Here is a 15,981-nt window from a genome sequence, read left to right on the forward strand (position 1 = left end):
CCCTTCCCATCCCGAACAGGACCGTGAAACGACTCCACGCCGATGATAGTGCGGATTGCCCGTGTGAAAGTAGGTAATCGTCAGGCTCCCCCAAAGCCAGAAACCCCACCGCCCAGCGGTGGGGTTTCTGCGTTTACGCGGCCGAAATTAACAAACAGCATTGAAGTAAGCGAAAACCTCCACCCGCCTCAATGCGTCTCAACCCTCTACTTACCCTGAGCCAGAAACTTTTGCGCCAGTCGAACCCAATACGTCGACCCCACCGGCAATAGCTCGTCGTTAAAGTCATAACTCGCGTTGTGCAGCATGCAAGGGCCCGCGCCGTGGCCGGCTTCGCGGTGTCCGCCATCGCCGTTGCCCAAAAACGCATAGCAGCCCGGTTTCGCCAGCAGCATGAACGAGAAATCCTCGGCGCCCATCGTCGGTTCAACTGCGTCATCGACATTTTCCGCGCCAACGATCTCTTTCATGACCGACGCCGCAAAACGCGCTTCCTCGCTGCTGTTGATCGTCGGCGGATAGTTCCGGTGGAACTGGATCTGAACGGAGCAATCGTATGCTTCGGCTGTACTCTGCGCGATCTTGCGCATGCGTGACTCGAACAGGTCGAGCGTTTCTGTAGTGAAGGTCCGCACCGTTCCCGCGATCCAGGCGTCGTTCGGCACGACATTGACCGCATCGCCGGCATGTATTTGCGTAATCGACAGTACCGCGGTATCCAGCGGCTTTTTGTTTCGCGTGATGATGCTTTGCAGTCCGCTGGCAATTTGCACTGCCGTAAAGACCGGGTCGCGGCCATTGTGAGGTAGTGCCGCATGCGAGCCGACGCCCTTGATTTCGATGCGGAATTCATTGCTCGACGCCATGATGGGGCCTTCGGTCACGCCGAAGTGGCCCGCCGGCATGCCCGGCCAGTTGTGAATGCCGAACACGGCGTCCACAGGGAATTGGGTGAACAGGCCGTCGTCGATCATCGCCTTCGCGCCCGCGCCTCCCTCTTCGGCCGGCTGGAAAATGAACACGATCGTGCCGTCGAAATCACCATGTTTGGCCAGGTAGCGTGCGGCACCGAGCAGCATCGCAGTATGTCCGTCATGCCCGCACGCGTGCATCTTGCCGTCGTTCGTCGAACGATGATCGAAGCTGTTGAGCTCCTGGATCGGCAGCGCATCCATGTCGGCGCGCATACCAATCGCGCGCGAGCCGTTCCCGCGCTTCAATACGCCGACCACGCCCGTCTTGCCCAAACCACGGTGGGTCTCGATGCCCCAGGACTCAAGCGAACGCGCGACGAGATCAGCGGTCGCCGTCTCTTCGTAGCGCAGTTCCGGGTGGGCATGGATGGTTCGTCGAAGGGTCTGGATTTCACCGCGAGCGGCCTGAATTTCGGGGATGAGTTTCATGATGGAGTGATTATGCGTTTGTGCTCGACGAGCATGAGATCGCCGCGGACCGCGTGGGCCCGGGCACTGCGGATAATTCATTCTACGCCGAAGGCATTTTTGGCGGCACGACCCGGGTCGACGGCGTATTGACGTAATAAAATCCCATTTTGCCCGATCGCTTACTGCTCGCCAGGACACCTTGCCGATGAACGCCCCGACCGAACTCGCGCGCGCCGTGTGCCCGCACGATTGCCCCGACACCTGCGCGATGCGCGTGACCGTCGACAACGGACGCGCGATCAAGGTCGCCGGAGATCCCGACCATCCGCCGACTCAGGGCGTGCTGTGCACGAAGGTCAGCCGGTACGCAGAGCGTGTATACCATCCGAACCGATTGACGACGCCAATGAAGCGTGTCGGCCGCAAGGGCGAGGGCCGCTTCGCGCCGGTCAGCTGGGACGAAGCATTGGACTTTGCCGCAAACCGCCTCGGCGAAATTGCCCGTCGCGCGCCGGAAGCGATTCTGCCTTACAGCTACGCTGGCACGATGGGCTTGGTGCAGGGCGACAGCATCGCGCAACGCTTCTTCCACAAGCTCGGCGCATCGCAGTTGGATCGAACGATTTGTGCGGCTGCCGGCGCAGCTGGCCTCAAATACACGTATGGCGCCGGCGTCGGTATGCACACCGAGTTTTTCGCCGAAAGCGAAGTGATCCTGATCTGGGGCGCCAATCCGATCGCATCGAATCTGCATTTCTGGACGCGCGCGCAGGAAGCCAAGCGTCGCGGCGCACGGCTGATCGCAATCGATCCGTATCGCTCGCTGACCGCGGAGAAATGCCATCAGCACATCGCGCTGAAGCCCGGAACCGACGCGGCTCTCGCGCTAGGCATCATGAACGTGCTGATCACCGAGGATCTGCTCGACCACGAGTACATCGCCGCGCACACGCTGGGCTTCGCTGCCTTGAAGCTGCGCGCGCTCAGCTATCCACTGTCACGCGTTAGCGAAATTTGTGGCGTTAAAGAGGAGGAAATCGCCGAGCTTGCGCGACTTTACGCCAGCACGAAGAAAGCCGCGATCCGCTTGAACTACGGTCTGCAGCGGGTGCGCGGCGGCGGCAATGCAGTGCGCGCGATCGCGTGTTTGCCTTCGCTGACCGGCGCATGGCGCGAGCGCGCGGGCGGGGCGCTGTTGTCGTCGAGCGGTTGGGCGCCGGTCGACTCGCACGCGTTGCAGCGTCCCGATCTGATGCCGGGCTGGCCGTCGAAGCCGAGCCGCGTGATCAATATGAATGCGATCGGCGATGCGCTGCTGCATCTGGGCGACGCGACGTTCGGTCCCAAGGTCGAGGCGATCGTCGTCTACAACTCGAATCCGGTCGCGGTCGCGCCGGACTCCGAACGCGTCGCGGCTGGCTTTGCGCGCGAGGATCTGTTCACGATCGTGCTCGAGCATTTCCAGACCGACACCGCGGATTACGCCGACCTGCTGCTGCCCGCCACGACGCAGCTCGAGCATCTCGACGTGCACAAGTCATACGGCCACACGCACGTGATGGTCAACCTGCCCGCCATCGCGCCGTTTGGCGACGCACGCCCGAATACCGAGATCTTTCGCGGCCTCGCGCGCCACATGGGCCTGACGGAACCGTCGCTCTTCGACAGCGACGAAGCCGTCGCGCAAGCCGCATTTCGATGGGAAGACAAGACACTGGGCGGTGTCGACTGGCCGATGCTGAAGCAAGCCGGCTGGGCCCGTCTCGATCTGCCCGACGCGCCATTTGCCGACGGCGGTTTTCGCACGCCATCCGGCAAGTGCGAGTTCTACAGCGAGCGCCTTGCGCAACAGGGCCTCGACCCGCTGCCGGACTATCTGCCACCCTACGAATCGGCCGACGGCGCGCCCGAACTGGCGGCCCGCTATCCGCTCGCGATGATTTCGCCTCCCGCGCGCAACTTCCTGAACAGCACCTTCGTGAACATCGAGAGTCTGCGCGCGACGGAAGGCGAGCCGCATCTGGACATCCACCCTGCCGACGCGCACGCGCGCGGCATCGGCGACGGCGATCAGGTGCGCATCTTCAACGACCGCGGCTCGATGCAGGCGCGGGCCCGCGTGACGGACCGCGCGCGCGAAGGTCTCGTCGTCGGGTTGTCGATCTGGTGGAAGAAGCTCGCGCCGGACGGCCGCAACGCCAACCAGTTGACGAGCCAGGCACTGACCGATCTCGGCGGTTCCGCGACGTTTTACGACTGCCTCGTCGAAGTCGAGCGGGCCTGAAAGCCGCACCGCACCTTGAAGCCGACGGCGAGCCTCGCAAGTTCGAGGCTGCCGTCTAACCCCATCGGTTTGGCCATTGGCCGCAATATGCCCATGCTACGATGCGTTTTTAGCACGATCATTCGAAAATAATTCAGGAGACGCTGCATGGAGAAAATCTGGCTGAAGTCTTATCCGCCCGGCGTTCCCGCAGAGATCGACCCGACTCGCTATTCGTCGGTGGCCGAGTTACTCGAGGAAGCCTTTCGCGAACACCGCACGAAGCCGGCATTCGTGTGCATGGGCAAGCAGATCAGCTATGGTGAACTCGACGAGCTCTCGCGCGATCTTGCGGCGTGGCTGCAGTCGAAAGGGCTCGCGCGCGGCGCGCGTGTCGCGATCATGATGCCGAACGTGCTGCAGTATCCGGTCGCAATTGCCGCGATTCTGCGCGCGGGCTATGTGGTCGTGAATGTGAATCCACTGTATACGCCGCGCGAACTCGAACACCAACTGAAGGACAGCGGCGCTGAGGCGATCATCCTGCTCGAGAATTTCGCGGGGACCTTGCAGGCAATCGTGCGCAATACGCCGGTCAAGCATGTGGTCGTCGCGACGATGGGCGACCTGATGGGCATCAAAGGCCCGCTCGTGAACTTCGTGGTGCGCAAGGTCAAGAAGATGGTGCCGGCGTGGAGCCTGCCCGGGCACGTCAAGTTCAACGACGCGGTCTCGGAGGGCGCGCGCCTGACGTTCAAGCCGGTCCAGCAGGGACCTGACGATATCGCGTTTCTGCAATACACGGGCGGCACCACCGGCGTGGCCAAGGGCGCGACGCTGCTGCACCGGAACCTGATCGCGAACGTGCTGCAGTCGGAGGTCTGGCTCAATCCGGTGCGCGCGAACCGCACCGATATCGACCAGTTCATCACGGTCGTCGCGCTGCCGCTGTATCACGTGTTCGCGCTGACCGTGTGCGGGCTGCTGACGATCCGCACTGGCGGTCTCGGCGTGCTGATCCCGAATCCGCGCGATATCCCCGGCATGATCAAGTCGCTCGAGGGTTATGCCATCACGACGATTCCCGCCGTCAACACGCTGTACAACGCGATGCTGAACAGCCCCGACTTCCACAAGCTCGACTTCTCGAAGCTGCTGACCGCGAACGCCGGCGGCATGGCGGTGCAGGAGGCGGTCGCGAAGCGCTGGTTCGAGCGGACGCGCACGCCGATCGTCGAAGGCTATGGGCTGTCGGAAACGTCGCCGTGCGTGACCTGCAACCCTGTCACCGCCACCGAATACAGCGGCACGATCGGCCTGCCGCTGCCGTCGACCGAGATCTCGATTCGCGACGACGCAGGCAACGAAGTGCCGGCCGGCCAGGCAGGCGAGATCTGCATCCGCGGCCCGCAGCTGATGGCGGGCTACTGGAACCGGCCCGACGAAACCGCCAAGGTGATGACGGCCGACGGCTTCTTTAAATCCGGTGACGTTGGCATCATGAGCGCGGACGGCTTCGTGAAGATCGTCGATCGCAAGAAGGACATGATTCTGGTGTCCGGCTTCAACGTATATCCGAACGAAGTCGAGGACGTCGTCGCAAAGCTGCCGGGCGTGTTCGAAGTCGCGGCGGTCGGCGTGCCCGATCAGCATTCGGGCGAGGCCGTGAAGCTATTCGTCGTGAAGAAGGACCCGTCGCTGACCGACGAACAGATCTTCGCGTACTGCAAAACGCAACTGACCGGCTACAAGCGGCCCAAGATCGTCGAATTCCGCACCGAGCTGCCGAAGAGCAACGTCGGCAAGATCCTGCGGCGCGAGTTGCGCGACGGCAGGGCTTAAGCGAGCAAAGAACAGAAGCCCGGCGCACGAAAGTGCGCCGGGCTTTTTCGTTGCGCCATCAAAACCCGCGCATAAAAAAAGGCGCCCGAAGGCGCCTTTGAGGCAAACTGCTTTTTTACGACTTATTAGAACTTGTGGCGGATACCAACACGAGCCGTGAACTGGTTGTTGGTCGACGAACCGGTCAGGCCGTTGATGCCTGCCGTTGCTGCGACCACCTGGCCCGTTGCGTTGACCGTGTCGCCCAGAGCGTGCTGATACACGCCGACCAGGTACACGTCGGTACGCTTGGACAGGAAGTAATCCACGCCCAGTGCGCCCTGATGGTACTGAGCACGCGAGTTGCCTTCGATCTGCGTGCCGCGCGTGTAGTCATACGCTGCGCCGACCAGCAGTGCCGGGGTCAACTGGTACTTGAAGTTGATTTCGCCGTTGTTGAACGTAGCCTTCTGGCCAGTGAACGGCGACGTGAAGGTCTTGCCCAGGTTGCCGAACTGGATGTTCGAATACGTCAGGCCGATAGTTGCCGCGCCGAACGTGTACGCACCGCCTGCGCCGACGACCTGATACGTGTTAGCCGATGCGAAGCCAGCGTAAATCGGGCTCGTGACTGCGAAGCTAGCCGGAGTAGTACCCACTGCCGGTGTGTTCGTTGCGATCGTGCCGCCGTTGTTGAACAGACCACCCGATGCTGCAGGCGTACGTGCGTTCAGGTAACCAACGCCCAATGCCAGCGGGCCATTGTTATAGCCAGCACCCAACGACCAGATCTGGTTGTGCGTGAAGTCACCAGCGACGCCGCCGAAGCTATACGTGCCGCCGAACGTCAGGCCGTTGTAGTTCGCGCTCGTGTACTTGATCGTGTTGTTGGTGCGATACGCGTTGTTGAAGTTGTCGATATCGCCCGGGTGAGCGGCGATGTAGCCGCCCCACTGATCGCCCGATTCGAACGGACCCACGTAGTCGACGACGGAGTCGTACTGACGACCCAGCGTGACCGTGCCGAAGGTGCTCGACAGACCGACATATGCCTGACGACCGAACATCAGGCCGCCTTGGCCGAGCTTGCCGTTGGTCACGTCAAAGCCGTTTTCCAGAACGAACAGCGCCTTCAGACCACCGCCCAGATCTTCCGTGCCACGCAGGCCGAAACGCGAGCCTTGCAGGACGCCGCTAGACATGTCGTACTTGTGAAAGCCACCAGCGTTGGTATTCATGTTGATACCAACGTCAACAATGCCGTACAGGGTCACGCTGCTCTGCGCATGAGCGACGCCTGCGAATGCGCCCAGTGCTGCGAGAGCGAGAAGCGACTTTTTCATCGAATGATCTCCAAGGATTACGAATCTTTTGTTCAAGGCGAAATATTTAGTAAGTGCTGAGGCCTTGCTTATCCAACTTCGCGAGAAGTTGCCACGTAATGTAACAAAAGGCATACATGCGACAAAGAAAAAGGAGGCGCTCCGGACGGCCGCTGTTTCGTTTACGCAACATGGTCTAGAATCCGAAATTAACCGCCCATTTCATGCGGATTGATGCCTGTCGGACCGCGGGTTTCGCGTCGCAAGGCCTTGTCGCACGGACCTTCCGGAACGATGCGGCGGTTGTCGAATCAGGGAGCGCTTTATGTTGCTGGACGAGTTGATTGGCGAGTTTGATCGGGGTTTACGCTCACTGACGGGGGTCTCGCGGATGAGCCGTCCGCTGCCGCTTCCGCAGGCTTGCCCGGCGACGGCCGAGGCTCCCGAACTCTCGCCCGCGGAGCGCGCGCATGCGGCTGGTTTGATGCGGGTGAACCACGTCGGCGAAGTGTGCGCGCAGGCGCTTTACCAGGCGCAGAAACTCGCTACCGACTCGCCTTCATTGCGCGCCATGTTCGATCACGCCGCGTCGGAAGAAGAGGATCATCTGGCGTGGACCGCCAAACGCCTGGAGGCGCTCGACTCGCGTCCGAGTCTGCTCAATCCGCTGTGGTATACCGGCGCACTCGCGATCGGGCTCGCCGCGGGACGTCTCGGCAATCGCGTGAGTCTCGGCTTCATGGCCGAAACGGAGCGCCAGGTCGAGCAGCATCTCGACAGTCATTTAGATCAGCTGCCGGCCGCGGACCATGAATCGCGCGCGATCGTCGAGCAGATGCGTGCCGATGAAGCGCAGCACGGCAAGGCAGCGATGGACGCGGGCGGCATTGAGTTGCCGTTTGCGGCGCGCGCGTTGATGCGCGCGATGTCGAAGGTGATGACGCGCACCGCCTATTACATATGAGCGTTTCGCCTGCTTTGCTTCGCCGACCGGAGCACCGCGCGTATCGCGTCGACCATCGCTGAACGCATTATTCGCAAGTGGGACGGCGCCGCGCACGCCGTTCGTCAACCGTCCCCGCAGCGCCGCCTTTTTCCTTTCAAATTCCCTTAACGATCTCTTTCAATCCGCGCTGTTTCCTCGCACTGCTCACGTATCACCTTCACAAGTTGCACTAGCCCATTCATTTATAACGGTTTTCCGTTTTATACGGGACCTGAGGGAGTCGCGCTAAGTCCTTGTTCTAACAAACAAAATCCGCCCGAAAAGCGGGCCGCTCCCTTGACCCGTGTTTAGCGTTCCTCTAAAGTGGGAGACAGTGTGAGAAAGTGTATTTTTGTGTGTTCTCGGCATCACTTTCAGGTAGATTTTCACGGACCGGGCGGGTGGCGCAAACAGCACCGCAATAGGGGAGAGCGAAGTGTTCCAAGGGGCGTCGGCGCTGACGCTCGATGCGAAAGGGCGGATGTCGATTCCCTCTCGTTATCGGGATGCGCTGCAAACACAGGCAGAGGGCCGGGTGACGATCACCAAGCATCCGGACGGCTGCCTGTTGCTCTTTCCGCGCCCCGAATGGGAAATCTTCCGTGACAAGGTCGACAAGCTGCCCATGAACGCAGCCTGGTGGAAACGCATTTTTCTCGGCAATGCAATGGATGTGGATATGGACGGCGCAGGCCGTGTGCTCGTGTCGCCCGAGTTGCGCGCGGCTGGCTCGCTGGAGAAAGAGGTGACGCTGCTCGGCATGGGCCGTCACTTCGAGCTGTGGGATGCACAGATTTACGCGGCGAAGGAACAGGCGGCGATCGCCGAGGGCATGCCCGACGCGTTGAAAGACTTCACGTTCTGATCGCGGCTTATTTATATGGCTTCTGCGATGAGAAACGAATTGCAGCATCGCACGGTGCTGTTGAACGAAGCGGTCGATGCGCTGGTCACGCGCGCTGACGGCACGTATGTGGACGGCACGTTCGGCCGTGGCGGCCATAGCCGCCTCGTGCTGGAGCGGCTCGGCGAAGCGGGGCGATTGATCGCGTTCGATAAAGATCCGCTCGCGATCGCGACGGCGCAGAAGATCGCCGATCCGCGCTTTGCCATCGTCCACGAGAGTTTTGCTTCACTGCGCGCCGCGATGGCGGAGCGCGGGGTAGGGCGTGTGTCGGGGGTGTTGCTGGATCTGGGCGTGTCGTCGCCGCAAGTCGACGATCCGGAGCGGGGCTTCAGCTTCCGCGCCGACGGCCCGCTCGACATGCGGATGGACCCGACGCGCGGCGAATCCGCGGCTGACTGGCTCGCGCGGGCTACGGTGCAGGAACTGACGGAGGTGATACGAGATTATGGGGAAGAACGGTTTGCTTTTCAGATTGCAAAGGCGCTTGTTGCTCGCCGGGCAGAGTCCGACCGTCTTGGGCCTCTCATCAGCACGGGCGAGCTTGCCCAAATCGTGGCTAACGTCGTCAAAACCCGTGAGAAGGGCAAGGACCCGGCAACCCGCACCTTTCAGGCTATACGGATTCACGTCAATCAAGAGCTTGCGGAGCTGCAAGTCGTTCTAGAAGCAGCGTTGTCGTTGTTGGAGCAAGGGGGGCGGCTGGTGGTCATCAGCTTTCATTCGCTCGAGGACCGTATCGTCAAGCGATTCATGCAGGCGCACGCAAGTACGCCGGCGGTCGACCGCCGCCTGCCGATCCGCGCGGTCGACCTGCCGAGCCCTCCGCTCAAGATCATCGGCCGCGTCTTTGCGAGCGACGCAGAAGTCGCCGACAACCCGCGCGCCCGTTCTGCCGTGATGCGCGTGGCGGAGCGGATCGCGCCATGAACCGCCTCAATATCTTCCTGCTGATCATCGTGATGGGCTGTGCCTTGTCGGTCGTCAACGCGACCAATCAGCAGCGTCAGATCTTTATCCAGCTGCAGCGCGCGCAGTCGCAGGAGCGTCAGCTGCAGCAGGACTATTCGCAGCTTCAATATCAGCAGAGCGCGCTGTCCAAAACGTCGCGCATCGAGCAACTCGCCACCGCCTCGCTGAAGATGCAGTCGGCCACCACGGGCCGCACGCAGTACCTGACGCTCGCCCCGGGTGCCGCAACGGCGATCGACGCTCCCATTCCGACCTCCGCGCCCGCCTCGGCGCCGGTCGCGACCCGTCGCGGAGCCACGCGATGAAAAAATCGTCGGCGCACAAGAGCGTTGCGTTTTCGGCCAACCCGATTCTGTCGGTGCGCCTGCCGATGTGGCGCTCGAAGCTCGTCGTGTTCCTGCTGTTCATGGCGTTCGTCGCGCTCGCCGCGCGCGCGTTCTGGATTCAGGGGCCGGGCAACGCGTTCTATCTGAAGCAGGGCGAAATCCGCTATCAGCGCCGCATCGACATGCCGGCCACGCGCGGCAAGATTCTCGACCGCAACGGCCTCGTGCTCGCCACGAGTCTGCCGGTGCGCGCAATCTGGGCGATTCCCGAATCGGTGCCGGACGACCTCGGCGCCGACAAGCTCGACGCGCTCGGCAAACTGCTCGGCATGACCGCGAAGGAATTGCGCTCGAAGCTGTCGGAAGACAAGACCTTCGTCTACGTGAAGCGCCAGGTGCCCGTCGACGTCGCCGACAAAGTCGCGGCGCTCGACATCCCCGGCATTTACTCGCGCGCCGAGTACAAGCGCTTCTACCCGGAAGGCGAGATCACCGCTCACCTGATCGGCTTCACCAACGTCGAGGACGAGGGCCAGGAAGGCGTCGAGCTCGGCGACCAGAAGCTGCTCGCGGGCACATCGGGCAGCCGTCGCGTGATCAAGGACCGGATTGGTCACATCATCGAGGATGTCGACGAGCAGGTCGTGCCGCACAATGGCAAGGACGTCGACCTATCGATCGACAGCAAGATCCAGTACATCGCCTATACGAACCTGAAAGCGGCCGTCGAGAAATTCAAGGCGAAGGCCGGCGCGGCAATGGTGATCGACGTGCGCACCGGCGAAGTGCTCGCACTCGTCAACTACCCGACGTACAACCCGAACGACCGCTCGCACCTGACGGGCGAACAGCTGCGCAACCGCATCCTGACCGACACCTTCGAGCCGGGCTCGATCATGAAGCCGTTCACGGTGTCGCTCGCGCTCGATCTGCACCGGGTGACGCCGACTACACTGGTAGATACGGGCAACGGTCACTTCGTACTCGACGGCGCGCCGATTACCGACGACAGCGGCTTCGGCGTGCTGACGGTCGGCGGCGTGATCCAGAAGTCGAGCAACATCGGCGCGACCAAGATCGCGATGCAGCTGCGGCCCGAAGAAATGTGGAATATGTATACCAGCATCGGTCTCGGCCAGGCGCCGAAGGTCGGTTTTCCTGGCGCGGCGGCGGGCCGCCTGCGTCCGTGGAAGAGCTGGCGCCGCATCGAGCAGGCGACGATGTCGTACGGCTACGGCCTGTCGGTGTCGCTGTTCCAGCTCGGCCGCGCGTACACCGCGATCGCGCACGACGGCCAGATCATGCCGGTGACGATTTTCCATGCGCCGGGCGACCAGCCGGCCACCGGTCCGCAGATCTTTTCGCCTACCACCGCGCGCGAAGTGCGCGCGATGCTCGAAACCGTCGTGTCCGCGCAGGGCACGTCGCCGGATGCGGCGGTGCCCGGCTATCGCGTCGGCGGCAAGAGCGGTACCGCGTACAAGCACGGGCCGCACGGCTACGACCACTCCAAATATCGCGCGTCGTTCGTCGGCATGGCGCCGATGCCGAATCCGCGCATCGTCGTCGCCGTGTCGGTCGACGAGCCGACGGCGGGTAGCCACTTTGGCGGCCAGGTGTCGGGCCCGGTGTTCTCGGGCATCGTCGGCGATACGCTGCGCGCGCTGAACGTGCCGCCCGACATGCCCGTCAAGCAGATGGTGGTGTCCGACGATTCGGCGCCGCCCGCGCCCGGCGCGCCGTCCGCGCCGGCCGGGGCGAAGAAGCTGGCGACGAACCCCGGCGTGAAGAAGATGACCATTTCCGCCAACCCGAAAACCCATCCAGGAGTCGAGCGATGAGCGCGCTGCGCGAGCAACATCCAGCGCACCGGCAGATCGCCGACGCCCTCGCCTGGCTGCACGCGCACGTGCAGCCAGGCGCGCATCTGCACGCCGACACGCGCTCGCTCGCGGCCGGCGACGCGTTCTTCGCGTACGCGGTCGATGGCGCGGACAATCGCGCGTTCATCGACGCGGCGATTGAGCGCGGCGCGGCCGCCGTGCTCGTGCAACCCGAAGGCTTCGCCGGCAAGCTCGACGCGTCCGTCGCGCATGCGGTACCGGCATTGAACGAACTCGCCGGCACGATCGCGAGCGCGTGGTATCGCGATCCGAGCGACGCGATGCTCGCGGTCGGCATCACCGGCACGAACGGCAAGACCTCGTGCAGCCAATGGGTCGCCGCGGCGCTGTCCGCGCGCGGCACGCGCTGTGCGATCGTCGGCACGCTCGGCACCGGCCTCGTTGGCCAGCTCGTGCACACCGGCTTCACGACGCCCGACGCGCCGCAATTGCAGCGCAGCCTCGCGCAATTGCGTGACGCGGGCGCGCAGGCGGTGGCGATGGAAGTGTCGTCGCATGCGCTGCATCAGGGGCGCGTGAACGGCACCGCTTTCGACATCGCGGTGTTCACGAATCTGACGCAGGACCATCTCGATTATCACGGCACGTTCGAGGCCTATGAAGCCGCCAAGGCGCGCCTGTTCGCATGGCCAGAGCTGCGCGCGGCCGTGATCAATCGCGACGATGCCGCCGGCCGGCGTTTGCTCGCGAGCACGCGTGGTCACGCTCGCACCATCGCTTATGGCATCGAGGGCGAGCACGGCGACGCCGGCGCCACGAATGCGCCAGAAGCGGACGCGTGGCTGACCGCATCGAACGTGCGTGCGACTGCGACCGGCACCGCCTTTCATCTGAGCACGTCGGACTGGGGCAACGCCGACGTCGAAGTGCAAACGCTCGGCCTCTTCAACGTGAGCAATCTGCTCGCGGTGCTCGGCGTGCTGCTCGCCGCCGAAGTGCCGTTCGACGCGGCGCTCGCCGAACTCGCCAAGCTGGAGCCGGTGAACGGCCGCATGCAGCGTTTGGGCGGCCGACTGCAAAACGACGAGCCGCTCGTCGTGATCGATTACGCGCACACACCCGACGCGCTCGAAAAAACGCTCGAGGCCCTGCGCCCGATCGCGACCGCGCGCGGCGGCGAACTCGTCTGCATGTTCGGCTGCGGCGGCGACCGCGATGCGACCAAGCGTCCGCTGATGGGCGCGATCGCCGAGCGGCTGGCGGACAACGTCGTCGTGACGAGCGACAACCCGCGCAGCGAAGATCCGCTCGCGATCATCGAGCAAATTGCGGCGGGCATGCAGGATGCGTCGCAGGCGCGCCGCGTCGAGGACCGCGCGAGCGCGATCCTGCAGGCTATCCGCGGCGCCGCGCGTGAAGACGTGATCGTGCTGGCCGGCAAGGGGCACGAAGCCACACAGGAAATCATGGGCAAGAAACGCGCTTTCTCCGATCAGGACCACGCCCGCCTCGCGCTCGCCGCGCGGGCCACGCAAACTCGCGGAGGTGGCGAATGACGATGTTCTCGCTACGCGCAGCCGCCGCGCAGATTCCCGGCGCGAGCGTCACCGGCGACGACAGCGTGCGGTTCGAACGCGTGTCGACCGACAGCCGCAGCGCCGGCCCCGGCGATCTGTTCATCGCGATCAAGGGCGATCGATTCGACGCGCACGACTTCCTGCCGCAAGTCGCTGAGCGCAACGTCGCGGCCGTGCTGGTCGCGCGCACGCCGGAGAACTGGAGCGTGCCGGCGATCCGCGTCGCTGATACGCGCGCAGCGCTCGGCGCGCTCGCGCGCGGCTGGCGTCGTCAGTTCGACCTGCCGCTCGTTGCGGTCACGGGCAGCAACGGCAAAACCACGGTCAAGGAAATGATCGCGTCGATCTTCGCGGCCGCGGTCGGCACGGACGCGCGTCTCGCGACCGCTGGCAATTTCAACAACGACATCGGCCTGCCGCTCACGCTGTTCCGTCTGCATGCCGCGCATCGGCTCGCGGTGGTCGAGCTCGGCATGAATCATCCGGGCGAAACCGAACTGCTCGCGAAGCTCGCCGAGCCGACGGTCGCCGTCGTCAACAACGCGCAGCGCGAGCACCAGGAATTCATGGCGACCGTCGAAGCGGTCGCGCTCGAACACGCGAGCGTGATTCACGCGCTGTCGCCCGAAGGCACGGCAGTGTTCCCCGCCGACGACGCGTACGCGAGCATCTGGCGCGTCGCCGCTACCGGCAACCGCATCATCGACTTTGCGCTGAACAGCGCGGAGCGCACGACCGAAGCCGCGGTGCAGGGCACCTTCGACGGCAAGCGTTTGAGCATAGACACGCCGCAAGGCCGTCTCGACGTGACGCTGCAGGTGCTCGGCGATCACAACGCGCACAACGCGCTCGCGGCGACCTCGGCCGCGTTGGCCGCGGGTGTGTCGCTCGACGCGATCCAGCGCGGACTCGAATCGTTCGGCCCGGTGAAGGGCCGTCTGCAGGTCAAGCAGGCCGCGCTCGGCTCGCTCGCGGGCGCAACCGTGATCGACGACACCTACAACGCGAATCCCGATTCGATGCGCGCCGCGATCGACGTGCTCGCGTCGCGTGAATCGCCGCGTGTGCTCGTGATGGGCGACATGGGCGAAGTCGGCGACAACGGCCCGGCGTTTCACCGCGAAATCGGCGCGTATGCGAAAGAGCGCGGTATCGACGCGCTGTACGCGATGGGCGACGCCTCGCGCGACGCCTGCACCGCATACGGCGCGGGCGCGCACCACGTCGCCGATGTCGGCGCGCTGGTCGCGCAACTGCAGCAGGCCGGTTTCGGCGCTGCCGCAACGCTTCTCGTGAAAGGCTCGCGTTTCATGCAAATGGAGCGCGTGGTGGACGCCGTTACGAGTCCACAACCCAACGCCGCGGGCTCGACGCCCGCCGCACATTAAAAGAAGGATCCAGGCATGCTACTGGCGCTGGCGCAATGGCTGCAGAATGACGCAAGCTTCTTGCGCGTGTTCAGTTATCTGACGTTTCGCGCGGTGATGGCGACCATCACCGCGTTGTTGATCGGGCTCGTCTGCGGCCCGGCGGTTATTCGCAAGCTGACCGCAATGAAGGTCGGCCAGGCCGTTCGCAAGGACGGCCCGCAAACTCATCTCGTCAAATCGGGCACGCCGACGATGGGCGGCGTGCTGATCCTGCTCGGCATCGGCGTGGCCACGCTGCTGTGGGCCGATCTGACCAACCGCTTCATCTGGATCGTGATGCTCGTCACGTTCGGCTTCGGCGTGATCGGCTGGGTCGACGATTACCGTAAGGTCGTCTACAAGGACCCGCGCGGTATGTCATCGCGCGAGAAGTATTTCTGGCAATCGGTGATCGGCCTGTTCGCGGCGGTGTATCTCGCATTCAGCGTGTCCGAGGCGAGCAACGTGCGCGTGTTCGACCTGTTCATGGCGTGGGTGCGCAGTGGCCTGTCGATGGGCCTGCCCGCGCGCGCCGACCTGTTGCTGCCGTTCTTCAAGTCGATCACGTATCCGCTCGGCGTGTGGGGCTTCATCGTGTTGACGTATCTGGTGATCGTCGGCGCGAGCAACGCGGTGAATCTGACCGACGGCCTCGACGGCCTCGTGATCATGCCGGTCGTGCTGGTCGGCGGGTCGCTCGGTGTGTTCGCGTACGTGATGGGCAGTTCGGTCTACTCGAAATACCTGCTGTTTCCGCACATTCCCGGCGCGGGCGAATTGCTGATCTTCTGTTCGGCGATGGGTGGCGCGGGGCTTGCGTTCCTGTGGTTCAACACGCACCCGGCGCAGATGTTCATGGGCGACGTCGGCGCGCTCGCACTCGGCGGCGCGCTCGGCACGGTCGCGGTGATCGTGCGTCAGGAAATCGTGCTGTTCATCATGGGCGGCATTTTCGTTGCGGAGACGCTGTCGGTGATGTTGCAGGTCACGTGGTTCAAATACACGAAGCGCCGTTACGGCGAAGGGCGGCGGTTCTTCAAGATGGCGCCGCTGCATCATCATTTCGAATTGTCGGGCTGGAAGGAAACACAGGTGGTCGTGCGGTTCTGGATCATCACGTTGATGTTGTGCCTATTCGGTTTGTCCACTCTCAAATTGCGTTAAGCAGCAGTA

At 63.4% G+C, this 15,981-nt stretch carries 12 protein-coding genes; 10 read left to right on the forward strand and 2 right to left on the reverse strand.

The window, feature by feature from the left end:
• Positions 1-206 precede the first annotated feature (206 nt).
• Complete coding sequence (locus AB3X94_RS24975; protein ID WP_368613034.1) at positions 207-1,403, reverse strand: M20 aminoacylase family protein; 1,197 nt, start codon at positions 1,401-1,403, stop codon at positions 207-209.
• A 187-nt stretch (positions 1,404-1,590) separates the two neighbouring features.
• Between AB3X94_RS24975 and AB3X94_RS24980 the strand changes: the two genes are divergently transcribed.
• Positions 1,591-3,669, forward strand: a complete 2,079-nt coding sequence (locus AB3X94_RS24980; protein WP_176104971.1) for a molybdopterin-dependent oxidoreductase — start codon at positions 1,591-1,593, stop codon at positions 3,667-3,669.
• A gap of 147 nt (positions 3,670-3,816) precedes the next feature.
• Positions 3,817-5,490, forward strand: a complete 1,674-nt coding sequence (locus AB3X94_RS24985; protein WP_176104972.1) for a long-chain fatty acid--CoA ligase — start codon at positions 3,817-3,819, stop codon at positions 5,488-5,490.
• 125 nt (positions 5,491-5,615) lie between these two features.
• Here AB3X94_RS24985 and AB3X94_RS24990 read toward each other — a convergent pair whose 3' ends face one another.
• Positions 5,616-6,812, reverse strand: coding sequence for a porin (locus AB3X94_RS24990; RefSeq protein ID WP_176104973.1), 1,197 nt, complete (start codon positions 6,810-6,812; stop codon positions 5,616-5,618).
• Between the two features lie 304 nt (positions 6,813-7,116).
• Between AB3X94_RS24990 and coq7 the strand changes: the two genes are divergently transcribed.
• From coq7 to mraY, 8 genes are all read left to right on the forward strand, one after another.
• On the forward strand, positions 7,117-7,755 hold the full coding sequence (gene coq7 / locus AB3X94_RS24995) for a 2-polyprenyl-3-methyl-6-methoxy-1,4-benzoquinone monooxygenase (protein WP_368613035.1): 639 nt from the start codon (positions 7,117-7,119) through the stop codon (positions 7,753-7,755).
• A 457-nt stretch (positions 7,756-8,212) separates the two neighbouring features.
• Positions 8,213-8,641 (forward strand): division/cell wall cluster transcriptional repressor MraZ, encoded by a 429-nt coding sequence (gene mraZ, locus AB3X94_RS25000; protein ID WP_013090620.1) that lies wholly within the window; start codon positions 8,213-8,215, stop codon positions 8,639-8,641.
• 15 nt (positions 8,642-8,656) lie between these two features.
• Positions 8,657-9,610, forward strand: a complete 954-nt coding sequence (rsmH, locus tag AB3X94_RS25005) for a 16S rRNA (cytosine(1402)-N(4))-methyltransferase RsmH (protein WP_368613036.1) — start codon at positions 8,657-8,659, stop codon at positions 9,608-9,610.
• Positions 9,607-9,957, forward strand: coding sequence for a cell division protein FtsL (gene ftsL, locus AB3X94_RS25010; RefSeq protein WP_176104976.1), 351 nt, complete (start codon positions 9,607-9,609; stop codon positions 9,955-9,957). Before rsmH ends, ftsL begins: the two co-directional genes overlap by 4 nt.
• On the forward strand, positions 9,954-11,819 hold the full coding sequence (locus AB3X94_RS25015) for a penicillin-binding protein 2 (protein WP_176104977.1): 1,866 nt from the start codon (positions 9,954-9,956) through the stop codon (positions 11,817-11,819). The genes ftsL and AB3X94_RS25015 overlap by 4 nt, the downstream gene beginning before the upstream one ends.
• The gene (locus AB3X94_RS25020) at positions 11,816-13,378 is read left to right on the forward strand and encodes a UDP-N-acetylmuramoyl-L-alanyl-D-glutamate--2,6-diaminopimelate ligase (RefSeq protein WP_368613037.1); all 1,563 of its coding nucleotides are present in this window, start codon (positions 11,816-11,818) and stop codon (positions 13,376-13,378) included. Before AB3X94_RS25015 ends, AB3X94_RS25020 begins: the two co-directional genes overlap by 4 nt.
• Positions 13,375-14,787, forward strand: coding sequence for a UDP-N-acetylmuramoyl-tripeptide--D-alanyl-D-alanine ligase (murF, locus tag AB3X94_RS25025; protein ID WP_368613038.1), 1,413 nt, complete (start codon positions 13,375-13,377; stop codon positions 14,785-14,787). Before AB3X94_RS25020 ends, murF begins: the two co-directional genes overlap by 4 nt.
• A 15-nt stretch (positions 14,788-14,802) precedes the next feature.
• Positions 14,803-15,972, forward strand: a complete 1,170-nt coding sequence (gene mraY, locus AB3X94_RS25030; protein WP_176104980.1) for a phospho-N-acetylmuramoyl-pentapeptide-transferase — start codon at positions 14,803-14,805, stop codon at positions 15,970-15,972.
• Positions 15,973-15,981: the final 9 nt, after the last annotated feature.

The organism is Paraburkholderia sp. BR10923 (genome assembly GCF_040948765.1).
Taxonomy (GTDB): Bacteria; Pseudomonadota; Gammaproteobacteria; order Burkholderiales; family Burkholderiaceae; genus Paraburkholderia; species Paraburkholderia youngii.